Origin of the sequence: Ideonella azotifigens, from assembly GCF_021043325.1 — a bacterium.
Lineage (GTDB): Bacteria > Pseudomonadota > Gammaproteobacteria > Burkholderiales > Burkholderiaceae_C > Ideonella > Ideonella azotifigens.
In genome coordinates, this window is sequence record NZ_JAJNKD010000002.1 from 514,355 (window position 1) to 528,947 (window position 14,593).

General features: G+C 68.4%; 16 protein-coding genes. 4 read left to right on the forward strand and 12 right to left on the reverse strand.

All coding sequences use genetic code 11. The features are described 5' to 3' along the window. Positions 1 to 68: 68 nt before the first annotated feature. The 3 genes from LRH25_RS06950 to LRH25_RS06960 form a co-directional block, all read right to left on the reverse strand. Positions 69 to 1,670, reverse strand: coding sequence for a thioredoxin family protein (locus LRH25_RS06950; protein ID WP_231010538.1), 1,602 nt, complete (start codon positions 1,668 to 1,670; stop codon positions 69 to 71). Between the two features lie 128 nt (positions 1,671 to 1,798). Continuing rightward, positions 1,799 to 2,080: a DUF427 domain-containing protein gene (locus tag LRH25_RS06955; protein ID WP_231010539.1), complete on the reverse strand. Its 282-nt coding sequence runs from the start codon at positions 2,078 to 2,080 to the stop codon at positions 1,799 to 1,801. Then, the gene (locus tag LRH25_RS06960) at positions 2,077 to 3,135 is read right to left on the reverse strand and encodes a LysR family transcriptional regulator (protein ID WP_231010540.1); all 1,059 of its coding nucleotides are present in this window, start codon (positions 3,133 to 3,135) and stop codon (positions 2,077 to 2,079) included. The genes LRH25_RS06955 and LRH25_RS06960 overlap by 4 nt, the downstream gene beginning before the upstream one ends. 158 nt (positions 3,136 to 3,293) lie before the next feature. Here LRH25_RS06960 and LRH25_RS06965 point away from each other — a divergent pair, with 158 nt between their 5' ends. Together LRH25_RS06965 and LRH25_RS06970 are read left to right on the forward strand one after the other, a co-directional pair. Beyond that, a complete protein-coding gene (locus LRH25_RS06965) occupies positions 3,294 to 3,926 on the forward strand; it encodes an FMN-dependent NADH-azoreductase (RefSeq protein WP_141289697.1) in 633 nt (210 codons plus the stop codon). Between the two features lie 41 nt (positions 3,927 to 3,967). Next, complete coding sequence (locus LRH25_RS06970) at positions 3,968 to 4,861, forward strand: pirin family protein (protein WP_141289696.1); 894 nt, start codon at positions 3,968 to 3,970, stop codon at positions 4,859 to 4,861. 87 nt (positions 4,862 to 4,948) lie between these two features. Here LRH25_RS06970 and LRH25_RS06975 read toward each other — a convergent pair whose 3' ends face one another. Then, positions 4,949 to 6,247 carry a DUF4397 domain-containing protein gene (locus LRH25_RS06975; protein WP_170201001.1) on the reverse strand — a complete coding sequence of 433 codons (1,299 nt, stop codon included), beginning with the start codon at positions 6,245 to 6,247 and terminating at the stop codon, positions 4,949 to 4,951. Positions 6,248 to 6,650: 403 nt separating this feature from the next. Between LRH25_RS06975 and LRH25_RS06980 the strand changes: the two genes are divergently transcribed. Next, entirely contained in the window at positions 6,651 to 7,151 is a 501-nt protein-coding gene (locus LRH25_RS06980) for a MaoC family dehydratase (protein WP_141289694.1), read from the forward strand. Then, on the forward strand, positions 7,148 to 8,212 hold the full coding sequence (locus LRH25_RS06985; RefSeq protein ID WP_231010541.1) for a cache domain-containing protein: 1,065 nt from the start codon (positions 7,148 to 7,150) through the stop codon (positions 8,210 to 8,212). The genes LRH25_RS06980 and LRH25_RS06985 overlap by 4 nt, the downstream gene beginning before the upstream one ends. A gap of 30 nt (positions 8,213 to 8,242) precedes the next feature. Here LRH25_RS06985 and LRH25_RS06990 read toward each other — a convergent pair whose 3' ends face one another. The 8 genes from LRH25_RS06990 to LRH25_RS07025 all read right to left on the reverse strand — a co-directional run bounded on the left by LRH25_RS06990 (position 8,243) and on the right by LRH25_RS07025 (position 14,520). Beyond that, positions 8,243 to 10,309 (reverse strand): M13 family metallopeptidase, encoded by a 2,067-nt coding sequence (locus LRH25_RS06990; RefSeq protein ID WP_141285249.1) that lies wholly within the window; start codon positions 10,307 to 10,309, stop codon positions 8,243 to 8,245. 86 nt (positions 10,310 to 10,395) lie between these two features. Next, the gene (locus tag LRH25_RS06995; RefSeq protein WP_141285251.1) at positions 10,396 to 11,688 is read right to left on the reverse strand and encodes a class I SAM-dependent methyltransferase; all 1,293 of its coding nucleotides are present in this window, start codon (positions 11,686 to 11,688) and stop codon (positions 10,396 to 10,398) included. A 42-nt stretch (positions 11,689 to 11,730) separates the two neighbouring features. Continuing rightward, complete coding sequence (locus LRH25_RS07000) at positions 11,731 to 12,120, reverse strand: nuclear transport factor 2 family protein (RefSeq protein ID WP_141285253.1); 390 nt, start codon at positions 12,118 to 12,120, stop codon at positions 11,731 to 11,733. A 41-nt stretch (positions 12,121 to 12,161) separates the two neighbouring features. Further along, positions 12,162 to 12,587, reverse strand: coding sequence for a VOC family protein (locus tag LRH25_RS07005; protein ID WP_141285255.1), 426 nt, complete (start codon positions 12,585 to 12,587; stop codon positions 12,162 to 12,164). Positions 12,588 to 12,622: 35 nt separating this feature from the next. After that, positions 12,623 to 12,799, reverse strand: a complete 177-nt coding sequence (locus LRH25_RS07010) for a hypothetical protein (RefSeq protein ID WP_170200735.1) — start codon at positions 12,797 to 12,799, stop codon at positions 12,623 to 12,625. Then, positions 12,796 to 13,299 carry a cupin domain-containing protein gene (locus LRH25_RS07015; protein WP_141285257.1) on the reverse strand — a complete coding sequence of 168 codons (504 nt, stop codon included), beginning with the start codon at positions 13,297 to 13,299 and terminating at the stop codon, positions 12,796 to 12,798. Before LRH25_RS07015 ends, LRH25_RS07010 begins: the two co-directional genes overlap by 4 nt. A 13-nt stretch (positions 13,300 to 13,312) precedes the next feature. Next, the gene (locus tag LRH25_RS07020; protein WP_231010542.1) at positions 13,313 to 13,828 is read right to left on the reverse strand and encodes a hypothetical protein; all 516 of its coding nucleotides are present in this window, start codon (positions 13,826 to 13,828) and stop codon (positions 13,313 to 13,315) included. Positions 13,829 to 14,016: 188 nt separating this feature from the next. Beyond that, positions 14,017 to 14,520, reverse strand: coding sequence for a DinB family protein (locus tag LRH25_RS07025; protein WP_141285259.1), 504 nt, complete (start codon positions 14,518 to 14,520; stop codon positions 14,017 to 14,019). Between the last annotated feature and the right edge of the window lie 73 nt (positions 14,521 to 14,593).

Below are 14,593 nucleotides of genomic sequence, written 5' to 3' on the forward strand. Positions count from 1 at the left end.
GCGCGTTTACGCCGCATGAAGCGCAGGCCGGCAGGATGAGCGGCGCAGGCCGCCCATCGTCCTCGCGCTCAGGCGCGGGTCTTGATCAGACCTTCGCAGGTCGTCTTCTGGCCATCGGCCGCCGGCAGCTTGCCGCAGACCGGTGCCAGCTGTGCGCGCAGCCGGTCCAGCGTGGCCTGATGCGCGCCCTTGGCGTTCCACTTGCCGAGTTCCACACCGACCTTCTGCAGCGAACGGGCGCTGCGCTCGTAGAACGCACCCTCCTGGCCGGCAGCTTCGGTGAACAGCTGGGCCGCGACCTTCTCGATCTTGGCCGAGTCCTGCGGCGCCATGTCGACCAGCGCCGTCAGGTAGCTGGAGCCCCATTGCAGCCGCGTGGCCGGGCCTTCGCTGGTGTTGAAGGCCTTTTCGTACCAGCCCAGTGCCTCGGCCTTCTTGCCCTGCTTCTTGGCATTGCCGCCCAGGTGGCTCATCAGGTAGTACGGCGAGTGGCTCTTGCTCAGGTTGCTCTTCAGCAGCGCATCGCTTTCGGTCCACAGGCCGGCTTCACCCAGCGCGTAGGCCGCCGAGCTGATGACCGCCTGGCGCTCGTAGCCATCGGTGATCTCCTTGTCCATGGCCGCGGCCATGTCACGCACTTCCTTCAACAGCGGCGCCGGCAGCTTGGGGCGCAGCGCTTCCTTGGGCTGGTCCAGCCGGGCCACGCCGACGCGGGCGATCAGCGCCGAGACGCGGTCGCTGCGCGACAGGCTGGCGTCGGCCTGCAGGCGCTGCAGCGCGCTGTCCATCGCGCCGGCCAGGGCCGTGCGGTCCGGTCCGGCGGCCGGCGCCAGCGCGTTGACCACGTCGGGTGCCGCATTGACCAGCACGTCCATCAGCGTGCGGCTGGCCACCGGGTCAGCCAGCAGTTTCTTGATGCGTTCGCGCGTCGCAGCGTCCGGCTTGATGCCCTTGCCTTCGTCGCTCTCGGCCAGGGCCTTCAGCAGCAAGCGCGTGCTGGCTTCGGCCTCGCTGGCGGGTGCGGCCGCAGACAGCTGGGCCAGCAGGCCCGGGCGGTCGTTGGGCGAAACCAGCTGGGTTTCGTCAGTGTCCCAGGAGTAGAAAGACAGCATGCGCCATTCGTTGGCGCTGACGGGCTTGCCGGCGCGGGCTTCGTCCAGCACGGTCTTGATCGGCCGGCCGCCGGCCAGGCCCATCTGCAGCACGTTCATGACCTGCGGCGCGTCGACCTCGCCGGGCAGGCGGGTGATTTCCTGGCCGTCCGGGCTGAACAGGATCATGGTCGGGTAACCGCGCACCTTGAAGCGGGCGCCCAGCTTCTGCGCGCCGGGCAGGTCACCGTCGATGTGCACCGCGACAAAGCTCTTCGAGCGCTCAGCGAAGTCCTGGCGGTTGAACAGCGTGGCCTTGAGCTGGTTGCACGGCGGGCACCACTTGGCGCCCCAGTAGACCAGCACCGGCTTCTTCTCGGCCTTGCCTTGCGCGAAGGCCTTGTCCACGTCGGCATCCGCGCCGGCAGGCAGCCAGGCCACGTTGCTAGACGGCGGGCTGTAGGCCGCCTGGGCGGCCGGCAGGCCGGCGGTCACCAGCAGCGCGGCGGTGGCCATCGCGGCGCACAGCGCGCGGGTGCGGAAAACAAAAGCGGGGGAAGACAAAGGCCGGTTCAGCACGTCGGGCTCCGAGAAAGCTGCCGTCGGTGCCGGGCCGGCTCGTGGCCGGCAAGGCGCTTGGCGGCCAGCCGTTGAAGGGTGGGGAAAATCCAGCCGCCGATTGTGCGCCAAGCTGCTTCAGTCCGTCTTCAGTCCGTGACCTGCACGCCCTTCCAGAACGCGACCCTGCCCTTGATCTCGGCCGCCGCCTCGCTGGGCTCGGGATAGAACCACACGGCATCCGGGTTCATCTCGCCGTTGACGAACAGGCTGAGGTAATGCGCCTGGCCTTTCCAGACGCAGCTGGTGCGGTGGTTGCTGAAGGTCGTGAACTCGCGCTTGAGCGAAGTTTCCGGGAAGTAGTGGTTGCCTTCGAGGGTGACGATGTCGTCGCTCTCGGCGATCACGGTGTGGTTCCAGATGGCTTTCATGGGGTCTGCTCCAGTTGAGGGGCCGCTGCCATCGCAGTGGCGGCGGCCGGGGGTGGCAAGGGTTCAGCGACGGGCCGCAGCGCCGGCAACGCGTGCCGCAGGCTGGCCGCCGCCTCGTGTTCGCGGCAAGGCGCCAGCGCGTTGACCAGCGTGTCGATGAAGGCCCGCGTCTTGGCAGGCATCAGGCGGCGCTCGGGGAACACCGCCCAGGCCGGCACCGGCGGCAGCGTCCAGCCCGGCAGGACCTGGACCAGCGTGCCGTTGCGCAGGTAAGGGTAGGCGAAAAAGTCGGCCACCGCCGTCACCCCCAGCCCGGCGGCGGCCAGCTGCAACAGCATGGCCGGCGAATTCGCCAGCGTGCGACGCGTCGGCAGCCCGGTCCAGACCTCCAGCCCGCCATTCTGATCACGCCAGCTCAGCGACCAAGGCGGCGGCTCGCCGGCGCGCGCGCCCAGCACCAGCGCATGCAGCGCACAGCGCTCGCCCACCAGCTCGGAAGGATGCGTCAGCTGCGCATGCGCCTCGGCCCAGGCTGGCGAGGCGTACAGCGCGCCGTGGAAGGTCACCAGCCGGCGTGCGCCCATGTGGGCGTCATCCGACAGCTCGCCCATGCGCACCGCCAGGTCCACGTTCTCCGCCATCAGGTCGACCTTGCGCGGCGACAGGTCCAGCTCCAGCGTGACTTTGGGGTGGCGCAGCGCGAAATCGGCGATGGCGTTGCCCAGCACCAGCATCGCCACGTCCCCCGGCAGCGAAACCCGCAGCACGCCGCTGGGCTCGGCCTGGCGGTGCTGGGCCAGCGCCAACGTGCTGTCGACCTCGGCCACGACCTGGCGCGCGTGCTCCAGCACCGCGGCGCCGAACTCGGTCACCGTCAGCCGCCGCGTGGTGCGCAGCATCAGCCGCTCGCCCAGCAGGCTTTCCAGCGCCGACAGCCGGCGCGAGACGGTGGACTTCGGCAGGTTCAGCCGATCGGCCGCCTTGCTGAAGCTGCCGGCGTCCGCCACGTGGGCAAACAAGGCCAGGTCACTCGGGTCCACGGTGGGGGTGCTCATCGCAAAAGCTCCAGAAAGCATGGTCTGCCAGGACTTGATTGTTCCACCAACAGAACAAAGAAAGCCAGTAACCCGGCTTTATCGCCAAAGCGCCAATCAATACAGTTCATCCCATCGACTCTCTCCTGCCCTGCCACCCCACTCACCGGAGCCTCACCATGAACATCCTGCAAATCAACTCCAGCGCCCGTGCCTTCGAAAACGGCGCCGGCTCGCATTCCACCCGCCTGGCCAACGAACTGAGCGCCAGCCTGCTGGCCCAGTCGCCCGAGGCCAAGCTGAGCGTGCGCGACCTGGCCCGCGAACCGCACCCGGTGCTGGACGAAAGCGCGCTGGGCGCGCTGTTCACGCCAGCCGAGGCCCGCAACGAAGCGCAGAACGCCCGCGTGGCGCTGGACGACGCGCTGATCGCGCAGCTGCAAGCCGCCGACGTGGTGGTGCTGGGCGTGCCCATGTACAACTTCGGCATCAGCAGCCAGCTGAAGAACTGGATCGACGCGGTGGCCCGCGCCAAGGTCACCTTCGAATACACCGCCAACGGCCCGCGCGGCCTGCTGACCGGCAAGACCGTCTATGCCGTGCTGACCCGTGGCGGCATCTACCGCGACCAGCCGCATGACAGCCAGGTCCCGTACCTGCGCGCCGTGCTGGGCTTCCTGGGCATGACCGACGTGCGTTTTGTCTACGCCGAAGGCCTGGCCATGGGCCCGGACGCCGAAGCCGCCGCGCTGGCCAACGCCCGCGCCGAGATCGCCGCTCACGTCGACCAGGACAAGACCGTCACGGCCTGATCGGCCACCGCAGGTCCCACATCACTTTCAAGGAGCTTTCCATGAACACCCCCGTCCTCTCCCCTGCCACCGCCCCGGCTGGCGCTGCGCTGAAGCTGCCGCGCCGCGTCGAACGGCTGGTGGCCGGCCAGGCCACCAGCGATGGCGCTGGCGTCAAGCTGACGCGGGTGCTGACGCAGGACCTGCAGTACCGGCTGGACCCGTTCCTGATGCTGGACGCCTTCGGCTCGGACAGCGCCGACGACTACATCGCCGGTTTTCCGGACCACCCGCACCGCGGCTTCGAAACCGTCACCTACATGATTGCCGGCCGCATGCGCCACCGCGACTCGGCCGGCCACGAAGGCCTGCTGCAGAACGGCGGCGTGCAGTGGATGACCGCCGGCCGCGGCCTGGTGCACAGCGAGCTGCCGGAGCAGGAGTCCGGCCGCATGGAAGGCTTCCAGCTGTGGCTCAACCTGCCCGCCAAGGACAAGATGGTACCGGCCTGGTACCGCGACATCCCGAGCAGCGAGATCCCGGAGTTCAAGTCCGAAGGCGTGACGGTGCGCGTGATCGCCGGCGAAGCGGCCGGCGTGAAGGGTGCCATCCAGCGCCAGCACACCGAGCCGCTGTACCTGGACATCCACCTCGCCCCGGGCGCCAGCTTCGCGCAGGCCCTGCCGCCGGAATTTCACGCCTTCAGCTATGTGTACCGCGGCGAAGCGCAGATCGGCGACAAGCCGGTGCCGGTGCAGCGCATGGCCATCCTGGCGCAAGAGACGGGCAGCGATGGCGTGGTCATTCGCAACGATGGCGACGCAGAACTGCGCCTGCTGCTGATCGCCGGCCGCCCACTGCGCGAGCCCATCGCCCAGTACGGCCCGTTCGTGATGAACACGAATGAGCAGGTCTTCCAGGCGGTGGAAGACTTCCGGGCGGGGCGCCTGGGCTGAAGCGGCTGCTCGTCAGAAGGCAAAAGGCCACCCGAGGGTGGCCCTTTTATTGGCAGATCGAACCGGGCCCCCTGGGCCCGGTGGCGATCAACGTTCCTGCAGGAACAGGCCTTGAGGCGTGCCGTCGATCTTGTCCAGGATGAACATCGTGTAGACCGACTTGGCCGTCAGCGACAGCGCGTCACTGCCCGACTTCTCATAGACGGTCGAGCCATCCGAGTTGGACGAGACGACCACGTCAGCGGCGGTGCTGGATGTGCGACTCACGTACGACGAACCGGTGCCATACGTCAGGTTGCTGACCACCGGCGACAGGGTGACCGTCAGGTTCAGGCTGCCAGCAGCCAGCGTGTTCGACACGTGCACCATGCGGATCTTGTACTTCGTCGTCGTGGTCGGCAGGCGGTTGTCGTCAGCCAGCGCCGTCACCGTGGCGGCGGCCGCACTGGCACCAGTCACCAGCAGCGTGGTGTCGGAGCCCGCACCCACCGTCAGCGTCAGTGGCGACAGCGTGGTGCTGCCTGCCGAAGCGTTGACCGTGACGCTGCCGGCATCGACCAGCACATACGGGTTCTGGATGCCAGGCGAAGGCAGTCCTGCAACCAGCGTGGTGTCACCCACGCCGGCTGTCACCTTGGCGCCGCCGGCCACTGCTGCCACCACGCGCATGCGCGCCTTGGTCGTGAACTGCTGGGTCACGTCGCCGCCTTGTTGCAGCGTCATGCCATTTACCAGCAGGCCGCCGCTGGTGGGCGTCAGGATCAGCGTCATCACACCTTTGCTGGGCAGCACGACATTCGAGACATCCAGGCGCACGTCGTCGGTGTCACCGGATGCCGTCACGCGCAGGCGGTAGGTGCCGGAGGTGACGGTGCTGAACGCGGAACGGGTGCCTCCGTCCACGCCAGCCCGCACAGCGGTGGCCGAAGCCAGTTCGTCATCCTCAGCCGTCAGGTAGACGTCCAGGGTGCCCGCGTCGGTCGACGTGTTCAGCACGCTGTACTTGGTCTTGCCGCTGTCGGCCTCGTCTTCGTCTTCGGTGATGGCCGCCGACTTCAACGCACCGTCCCAGCCGTAGGCCACGATGGAGTACTTGTCTGAACCCGAGAAAGTGCGGGTCTGGGTCAACAGTTCGGTGGCCGAGCCGGAGACGGTCAGGGCCGTCGTGACATCGCCGCTGTCCACATCATGGAAACTGCTGGCGGTGCCGAAGCCCACGCCAGACACCTTCAACGAGTCCTCGACATACAGGTCCAGCGAGCTGTAGCCCGGGCTGGCATTGATCAGGCGTGCGGAGGTACTGCCGCCGCTGTCGCTGCTTCCGCAAGCGGTCAGCAGGCTCAACGGCAGCACGGCCAGCAGGCCAAGCAGGGTTCTCTTCTTCATGCGAACGGTCCAGTCTCTTGCAGACAAAAATTGGGGGACGTGAAAGGAATTGTGAAGCGGGCTTCGTTGCTGGCCTGTTGCCAGGCACCGAACACTTTCGTCCAACACCTGCGTCAGGCCACGGCAGCAAGCCGCCGCAACCCCCAGCCTGGCCACCGCGCGGTTGGCCTGCACCCAAGGCACATCACCCCCACGCCGCGGCCCGGCACACGAGCCCAGGACGCGGATCATAGTCGCAAGTTCGACGCTTGCCCGGCGGCAGCCCTGCACCGCGCTGGGATGCACGACAGGCTGGCAGCCCGCCAAGGCTGCAATCGCCTTGCATTTCTGGCTATGCTGCGCCTTTCGTCTCACGTCTCACGCCTGGCTGTTGGCCAGGCTGCCTGCCCGCCCCCAGCGACCGATGTTCCCACCCGCTGCTCCGCCGCCGCCCGAAACCCCCAGCGCCGACTGCTCGACGCTGTACTGGGACGACTTCCACCCCGGTGACCGCCACGCCTACGGCCCGATGACGGTCACCCGCGAGGCCATCATCGATTTCGCCAGCCAGTGGGACCCACAGCCCTTCCACCTGGACGACGCCGCCGCCGAAGCCTCGCTGTTCGGCCGTCTGGCCGCCAGCGGCTGGCACACCGCGGCAATGTCGATGCGCATGGTGTGCGACACGCTGCTGCTGCGCGCCGCCAGCCTGGGCAGCCCCGGCGTGGAACAGCTGCGCTGGCACCAGCCGGTCTACGTGGGCGATGTGTTGCGCGGCCACTTCGTGGTGCTGGACCGCCGGCGCAGCGCCAGCCGGCCCGGTGTGGGTTTGATCAAGTCGCGCTGGGAAACCGTGCAGCAGGACGGGGCGCTGGTGCTCACGCTGGAAAGCTGGGCCATGTTCCGCTGCCGGCCCGCCGCATGACGCGCCGCCCCCGCACCAGCACTGCCGTCGCCTGGGGCTTTGGCCTGCTGCTCGTGCTGGCCTGGGCCGCCGGCCTGCTGCTGCTGGCGCACCAGCGCGACCAGGCCCTGCAGGCCGAACAGCAGCACAACGCCCAACTGGCCGCGCAGCTGCAGGCCCGTACCGGCCAGGTCATTGCCGGCGCGGACCAGGCGCTGCGACAGATCCGCGACGCGCTGAGAGCCGGCACGCCGCCGGACCTGGTGCGGCTCGCCGCCGCCAGCGGCCTGGGCAAGGCACTGGTGCAGCTTTCGCTGGTCGGGCCGGACGGCCACTTCGTCGGCAGCAGCCTGGATCCGGGCGGCCAGCAGACCGGCCCGATCGACCTCAACGAACGCGAGCACATCCAGGCCGTGCTGCATCCACCCGCAGGCGGCAATGCCGATGCGATCTTCATCGGCAAGCCGGTGCTGGGCAAGGTCTCGCAGCGCTGGACCATCCAGCTCTCGCGCCGCCTGGTCGCAGAAGACGGCCGCACGCTGGGCGTGGGCGTGGCCTCGCTGGACCCGACCCACTTCGAGTCGCTTTATCGCACGGTGCCGCTGGGTCAGCTCGGCAGCGTGGCGCTGGTCGGGCCGGACTTGCGCGTCCGGGCCCGCGTGCTCGGCGGTGTCAGCCAGGGCATGGGCAGTGACCTGCCGGCCAACCACCCGCTGGTCACCGCAGGCTGGCCGCCCAGCGGCAGCGGCGTGGAAGCCCACGAAGGTGCGGACGACGCGACGGATGCCCACATCGTCGCCTTCGCGCAGGTGGGCAGCTACCCGCTGCACGTGGTGGTCTCCACCGCCTCGACTGAAGCCTTTGCCGAGTGGCACAGCCTGCGCAACCTGCTGCTGCTGGGCGGCACACTGGGCACGCTGATGCTGCTGCTCGCCGCCAGCATCACGACGCGCCGGCTGCGCGAGCGCGAACAGGTCAGCGACGAAGACGCCGGGGCGGCCTACCCGGTGACCGAGGTTGCCACCGAAATCAACACCGAGCCGACGCCGGGCGACGCCGAAGTGCCTTCGGCGAAAGACTGAAAGCCAGGGCTTGCGCCCCGGCCTGCCGCCTCACCAGATGCGGATGCGCTGGTCCACCGGCTTGAACATCCTGTCGCCCGGCTTGGTGCCGAAGGCCGAGTGGAAGCCGTCGTGGTTGGCCACGGTGCCGTTGGCGCGGAATTCGTCCGGCGAGTGCGGGTCGGCCGTCAAGAGGCGCAGCGCCAGTTCCTCGCGGCGCTGCGCGCGCCAGGCGTGGGCAAAGGCATAAAAGAAGCGCTGCTCGCCGGTCAGACCGGCGATCACCGGTGCCGGCTGGCCGTTCAGCGAAGTCTTCCAGGCCTTGAAGGCGATCTGCAGGCCCGAGAGGTCGGCAATGTTCTCGCCCAGCGTCAGCTGGCCGTTGACCTTGTGGCCCGGCAGGCCCTCGTAGCCGCTGTACTGCGCCACCAGCCTGGCGCCCAGCGCGGCAAAGGCCTTGCTGTCTGCCGGCGTCCACCAGTTGCGCAGCCGGCCGTCGCCGTCGTACTGCGCGCCCTGGTCGTCGAAGCCGTGGCTGATCTCGTGGCCGATGATGGCGCCGATCGCGCCGTAGTTGGCCGCGTCGTCGGCGGCCATGTCAAAGAACGGTGGCTCCAGGATCGCAGCCGGGAAGACGATCTCGTTCAGGCTGGGGTTGTAGTAAGCGTTGACGGTCTGCGGCGTCAGGCCCCACTCGCCTCGGTCCACCGGCTGGCCCAGCTTGGCTGCCACGCGCTCGTGCTCGAAGCGGCCGGCGCGCAGCGAATTGCCCAGTGCGTCGCCATCCCTCACTTCGAGCTTGGCGTAGTCGCGCCAGCGGTCCGGGTAGCCGATCTTGGTCGTGTACTTGCTGAGTTTCTCGCGCGCCTTCTGGCGCGTGGTCGGGCTCATCCACTGCAGCCCGTCGATGGAGCGGCCGAACTCCGCCAGCAGGTTGTTGACCAGTTGCTGCATGCGGGCCTTGTGATCGGCCGGGAAAAAGCGCGCCACGTAGACCTGGCCCACGGCTTCGCCGAGCGCGCCGTCCAGCGCGTCGGTCGCCTGCTGCCAGCGCGGGGGCTCGCTCTGGCGGCCCTGCAGCGCCTTGTAGCGGAAGTCGAAACGCGCCTCGCGCCAGGGCTGGCTCAGCAGGTTGCCCTGGCTGTCCATCAGCCTGGCCTGCAGGTAAAGCTTCCAGGTCGCCACCGGCACGTCGTGCACCGCCTTGGCCAGGTCGCGCGCATAGCTGGGCTGCGACACGTTCAGCCGCGCCAGGCCAGGCATCGCTGCGGCCTTGAAGTAGCCAGCCCAGTCCAGCCCCGGTGCGCTCTTGGCCAGCGCCGCCAGCGTCATCGGGTTCCAGGTCTTTTGCGGGTCGCGGTTGGCCACCTCGGTCCATTGCGCCTTGGCCAGCCGGGTTTCCAGGCCCATCACCAGCGCCGCATTGCGCGAGGCCTGGGTTTCATTCGTGCCAGCCAGCGTGAACAGCTTGACCAGGTAGGCCATGTAGGCGCCGCGCGCCTTCAGCATGCGCGGGTCGCTGGCGATGTAGTACTCGCGGTTGGGCAAGCCCAGGCCGGACTGCCAGGCCAGCGCCAGGTTCACGTCGGGCGCCTGCTGGTCCGGCTGCACGTCCAGCGCCAGCGGCAGCGTGGTCAGGCCGTGCAGGCTGCCCATCAACACCGCCACATCGCCGCTGCTGCGCGCCGCGGCAATCTTGTCCAGCCAGGGCTGCAGCGGCGCGAGGCCGGCCTTGTCCATCGCCGCAGTGTCGAGGAAGCTGCGGTAGTAGTCGCCGATCTTCTGCTCGACGCTGCCGGCCGGGTGACTGCCCTTGGCCAGTTCCTCCACCACCTCGCGCACCCGCGCATCGGCCCGGTCACCCACGATGTCGAAGTTGCCATAGGTGGACTTGTCGGCCGGGATTTGCGTGGTCCTCAGCCATTCGCCGTTGGCCGCGCGGAACAAGTCGTCCTGCACGCGCACCGACAGGTCTTCGCCACTGCGGTCGAAGCCCGGTGCAGAAGCCGAAACCGCGGGCGGCGCGGCAGTCTGAGCAGCGGTCTGGGCGATGGCCGTCAGGCCCGAGAAGGACAGCGTGGCCGCGGCGGCCAGCGCAAGTGCGGAGTACTTCAGCAAGATCGTGATTCCTGAACGGGATGGGTTCGTCGGACGGCCCCCGGGTGGGGTATCCCGGCGCCGGGCCGCAGGCTATCACGCGCGGGTCAGCCCGCTGTAAACGGCTCCGGCGCTGCCTCTGCCGTTGTCGCCAGCATGGTCTCCAGGCAATGCTCGCGCACGCCGTAAAAGGCCTTCAGCTCGGCCACCTGCTGGCGCGCCGCAGCGCGCCGTGCGTCTTCGGCCGGGCCGCTGTCCTGGCGCCGTGCGGCCAGGATCATCTTGTTCTTGCTGGTGTGCTCCAGCGCCACGAACTCGAACACCTGCGCGTCATAGCCTTCGGCTTCCAACAGCAGCGCGCGCAGGCTGTCGGTCACCATCTCGGCCTGCTGGCCCAGGTGGATGCCGTGCTGCAGCATGGGCCTGAGCAACGGCGGCAGCGTCATCTGCGGGCGGATCTGCTTGTGGCAGCAAGGCGAGCTGAGGATCAGCGCGGCGCCGGCGCGGATGCCGGTGTGCAGCGCGAAGTCGGTCGCGGTGTCGCAGGCATGCAGCGCGATCATCACGTCCAGTTGCTCGGGCACGTGGCTGCGCACGTCACCGCAGAGAAACTGCAGGCCGTGCATCTCGCGGCGCCGTGCCGCGGCGTTGCACAGGTCCACCATGTCCGGCCGCAACTCCACGCCGGTCACCTCGGCCTGCAGCCCGCGGCCGTGCGCCAGGTGCTGGTGCGTCGCAAAGGTCAGGTAGCCCTTGCCGGCGCCGAAGTCCACCACGCGGATGCGGCCCGGCTGGTGCAGCGCCACGCCGTCGAGCGCATGGTCCAGCACCTCGACGAACTTGTTGATCTGCTTCCACTTGCGCGCCATTGCCGGCACCAGCCGGGCCTGCGTGTCGGTCACGCCCAGGTCCTGCAGGAAGGGCAGTTCCAGCGCCAGGTAGCGCTGCTTCTCGCGGGCATGGCCAGTCGCCTCGGCGGCTTCCGCCGGTGCCGCCAGCGCGCGCCGCGTGAGGCCCATCTTGCCGCGCTTGCTGACCATCAGCTGCCACTCGTCGGTGGTCGTGAACAGCAGCGCGTGGAAAAAGCGGCTGCCCAGCAGTTCGTCGACCTGCTTCAGGCCTTCGGCCACCGCCGGGTTCTTGGTGATGTCCTTGGTCTGGTGGTGCCACAGCAGGCTCAGGCAGGCCTCGCCGCGCAGCGCCAGAGGGCGGGCAGTCACGCGTTGCAGGTCGCCCGCATTGCGTGGCTTGCTCAGCACCAGCTTGGTCAGTGTCTGCTGCGACAGGCTGTCGGCCAGCAGTTGCAGGAAGCGCTCACGCCTGGCGAGGTCGGCCAGCGCCGCAGGTTCGTCGCGCAATGTCTCGGCGGCGGTTTCAGCGGCTTCGGGAATCGGATTCATCCCTGGATTGTCCGCCGGCTGCCGAAATCCGGGCGGGCGGGGTCAATAGCGTGTCACGTGCACCGATGCGCGGGGCGGCGGCTCGTAGGGCTCCGGCCAGTGGTCGGTCACGCGGGTGATCCTGCCGTCCTGCACCTCGAAAAAGGTGATGCCGGTCATCTGCGCCGCCTGCGGGTTGTCGCGCTCGGTGAGGAAGTTCAGCACCGTGACGGCCTGGCCTTCGTCGGCAATGACCTGCTGCACGTCCGCCCGCCAGTCGCCCGGCCAGGTGCGGAAGAAATCCAGGTAGCCAGCCGCGCCGCGCACCTGCTCGCGCGTCTGCGGCACCTGGTAGACGAGGTCGTCGGCCAGCAGTTTGGCAAACGCGGTCCAGTCGCGGTCGTTGGCAGCCTGCCAGTGGCGCAGCACCAGCGCCTTGCAGCTCAAAGTCAATGCGGTCTCCTGTGAGCGTGAGGATGAAGCGAGCGCGGCATTCAGGGCACCACTGCGCTAACCACCACGGAAGGCGCCGAACGCACATTGGGCCCGTGGAACACCGCCTCGATGTTGTTGCCGTCCGGGTCCAGCACAAAGGCCGCGTAGTAGCCCGGGTGGTAATGGCGCTCGCCCGGGCCGCCATGGTCGGTGCCGCCCGCGGCCAGCGCCGCCTGGTGAAAGGCCTGCACCATCGCCGGGTCCGCGGCCTGGAAGGCCAGGTGGACGTGCGAGACAGGGCCGCCGGGGTCGCGCTGGTCCACCCACAGCTCGTCCAAGGCAAAGTGCGTGGGGTCTTCCTGCATCGCCTCGGCCCGGCCCAGCGCCGTGAACACCGCGCGGTAAAAGCGCTTGCTGGCGTCCAGGTCGGCCACGCGCAGGTGCAGATGGTCAATCAATCGGCCCACGTGGAATTGCTGCGGCATGGCGGTCTCCTTGGCTGGCATGCAGGGCTGCAAGTTCAGTTTGACCCTGGATCGGCCGGCAGTTCCTCAAGGCCCTGACCCCAACTCACCCGATGGCTGAAAAACGCGTTCGACTCGGGCTCTCGGTCCACCGGCGTGGTGAACAGCGCGCGAGTGATGTGCAGCTCGCCCGCATAGGCCGGCGACATGAAAAACAGCGGCAGGCCGCTCATTCCTGCGTGGCCGGTCGGTCCGGCAGACCGTCGTGCGGGCCCAGTTCGCGCTGCGGCACGTCGCTCCACCAGGCCTCGGGCTTCAGGTCCACCTTGCGGGTGGGGTTGAGCGGATAGTGGATGCGGCTGCCCGGCCGCTGCGTTTCGCCGCCCACCAGCAGCAGCGCTTCCTTGTCACCGTTGTTGAGGAAGCAGTGGCTGATGCCGGTGCCGACGGGAAACGCCGCCAGGTCGCCGGCCACCATGCGGTGCAGGTGCCCGTCGATCCAGGCGTCCACCTCGCCCGAGATCACATAGACGAACTCCTCCTCGTTTTCTTCCGCGTGCGGCCACGAAGAGCGCGTGCCCGGCGGCAAACGCTGCAGGTTCACGCCCACGCGCTGCAGCCCGGCGGCCTTGCCCAGGCTGCGCACGGGGCCCAGGGCCTCGGTGCTCTGCGGGTAGACGTGGGTGTACTCAGCAATGTCGGCAGCTGAGACGATGAAGGCGGGTCGTTCCATGCAGCATCTCCGTTCAGCCGGCGACGATCGCCGGTGCGCAGGCCCTGGCCGCCATCAAGCCTTTCAGAAAAGCCCGGCGCACGGTGCCGGCGGCAATCGCCGCCTCGACCTGTTTCGAGTAGCGCTCGGCGCCCGAGAGCTTGCGCACCCAGCCGCGAAAGGGCACCAGGCCTTCGGTGGTGCTGCGCAGGGCGCCGAAAGCGGCGCCCTTGACCTCGTCGGTGCCGCGTGCAACCAGGCCAGTGTCGGCCACGCTGGGGGGCGCATCCAGGTCCGGGCCCAGCACATCGTCCAGTTCCTTCACCTCGAATGCCAGCGAGCCGCAGCTGTGGCCGGGCGGCACGAGGTAGGGCTGCTTCTGGACCGCCAGCAGCTTGGGCGGGATGTCGGCTTGCACCAGGTTCAGGTCATTCAGCGGCGCGGTCACGGCGTCGGTGGTGCGCGTCGAATCGGTGCTGGCGCAGCCGGCCAGCAGCGCGTTGGCCAGCATCAGTGCGGCGCATGCGGCGCGGGTTTTCTGGGGGTTCAAGTCCTGGCCCTCCCTGGGCGAAAGCAAAGTGCCTGCCTGCGGGTTTGCTGGCATGGCCTTCACTTCGGGTTGGATTCTGACAGCGCGGTTTCGCCGTCCAATTGGGTGCAAACCAGGGCTGCTGGTCCTGCCTCGTACGCCGATTGCAACGTCCAGACGGCCACGCGCATCGCGGGCTCGCCTTTGGCCTATGCCTGCCTGCGGGACGGCTCGCGGACGTGGAGAAACTTGGTCAGCAGGTCCCGCGGCGGTGAGACCGAAATCGACTTGAGCACCTGGCCCACGTTGCCGCGGTGGTAGGAACCGTGCGTGATGACGTGCAGCAGCATCTCTTCGCGGGTCATCGTGCCGGTGTCCCCATCCGTGAACCGGAACGAGATGCGCTCGGCAAGCGGTTCGGCCGAAATGGCGGCCACGTAATGCTCGAACCAGGCATCCGTCTCGGCAACGGCAAACTGAAGCTCGCCGAGTTCAGGCGTGGCTTCGGTGTTGGTCGCCGTGAAGCCGTGCGACTCGCCCAGCAGGTGGGCGCGGAAGATCTGGTCCACCACGTGGATGTGGTTCAGCGTGCGAGTAGCCGTGTGCAAGGCCTCGGCATGCTGCGCAGTGTCGACCGTCGACAGCAGGTTGAACAACTCGTTGTTCGCCCAGGACTTCTGCGCGAACAGGGACTGGAGAGCTGCGTTGGGCATGGTGCGGCGCAAAGCGGTGCTGGCGGGAAATCGATCATATATGCCGAGTCTGCGACCTGGGCGCCCATGGCGC

Excerpts from the sequence above, each read along its gene's own strand:
- LRH25_RS06955 (WP_231010539.1), bottom strand. The coding sequence starts at position 2,080 with ATGAAAGCCATCTGGAACCACACCGTGATCGCCGAGAGCGACGACATC.
- LRH25_RS06960 (WP_231010540.1), bottom strand. The coding sequence starts at position 3,135 with ATGAGCACCCCCACCGTGGACCCGAGTGACCTGGCCTTGTTTGCCCAC.
- LRH25_RS06965 (WP_141289697.1), top strand. The coding sequence starts at position 3,294 with ATGAACATCCTGCAAATCAACTCCAGCGCCCGTGCCTTCGAAAACGGC.
- LRH25_RS06970 (WP_141289696.1), top strand. The coding sequence starts at position 3,968 with ATGAACACCCCCGTCCTCTCCCCTGCCACCGCCCCGGCTGGCGCTGCG.
- LRH25_RS06975 (WP_170201001.1), bottom strand. The coding sequence starts at position 6,247 with ATGAAGAAGAGAACCCTGCTTGGCCTGCTGGCCGTGCTGCCGTTGAGC.
- LRH25_RS06980 (WP_141289694.1), top strand. The coding sequence starts at position 6,651 with ATGTTCCCACCCGCTGCTCCGCCGCCGCCCGAAACCCCCAGCGCCGAC.
- LRH25_RS06985 (WP_231010541.1), top strand. The coding sequence starts at position 7,148 with ATGACGCGCCGCCCCCGCACCAGCACTGCCGTCGCCTGGGGCTTTGGC.
- LRH25_RS06995 (WP_141285251.1), bottom strand. The coding sequence starts at position 11,688 with ATGAATCCGATTCCCGAAGCCGCTGAAACCGCCGCCGAGACATTGCGC.
- LRH25_RS07005 (WP_141285255.1), bottom strand. The coding sequence starts at position 12,587 with ATGCCGCAGCAATTCCACGTGGGCCGATTGATTGACCATCTGCACCTG.
- LRH25_RS07010 (WP_170200735.1), bottom strand. The coding sequence starts at position 12,799 with ATGAGCGGCCTGCCGCTGTTTTTCATGTCGCCGGCCTATGCGGGCGAG.
- LRH25_RS07015 (WP_141285257.1), bottom strand. The coding sequence starts at position 13,299 with ATGGAACGACCCGCCTTCATCGTCTCAGCTGCCGACATTGCTGAGTAC.
- LRH25_RS07025 (WP_141285259.1), bottom strand. The coding sequence starts at position 14,520 with ATGCCCAACGCAGCTCTCCAGTCCCTGTTCGCGCAGAAGTCCTGGGCG.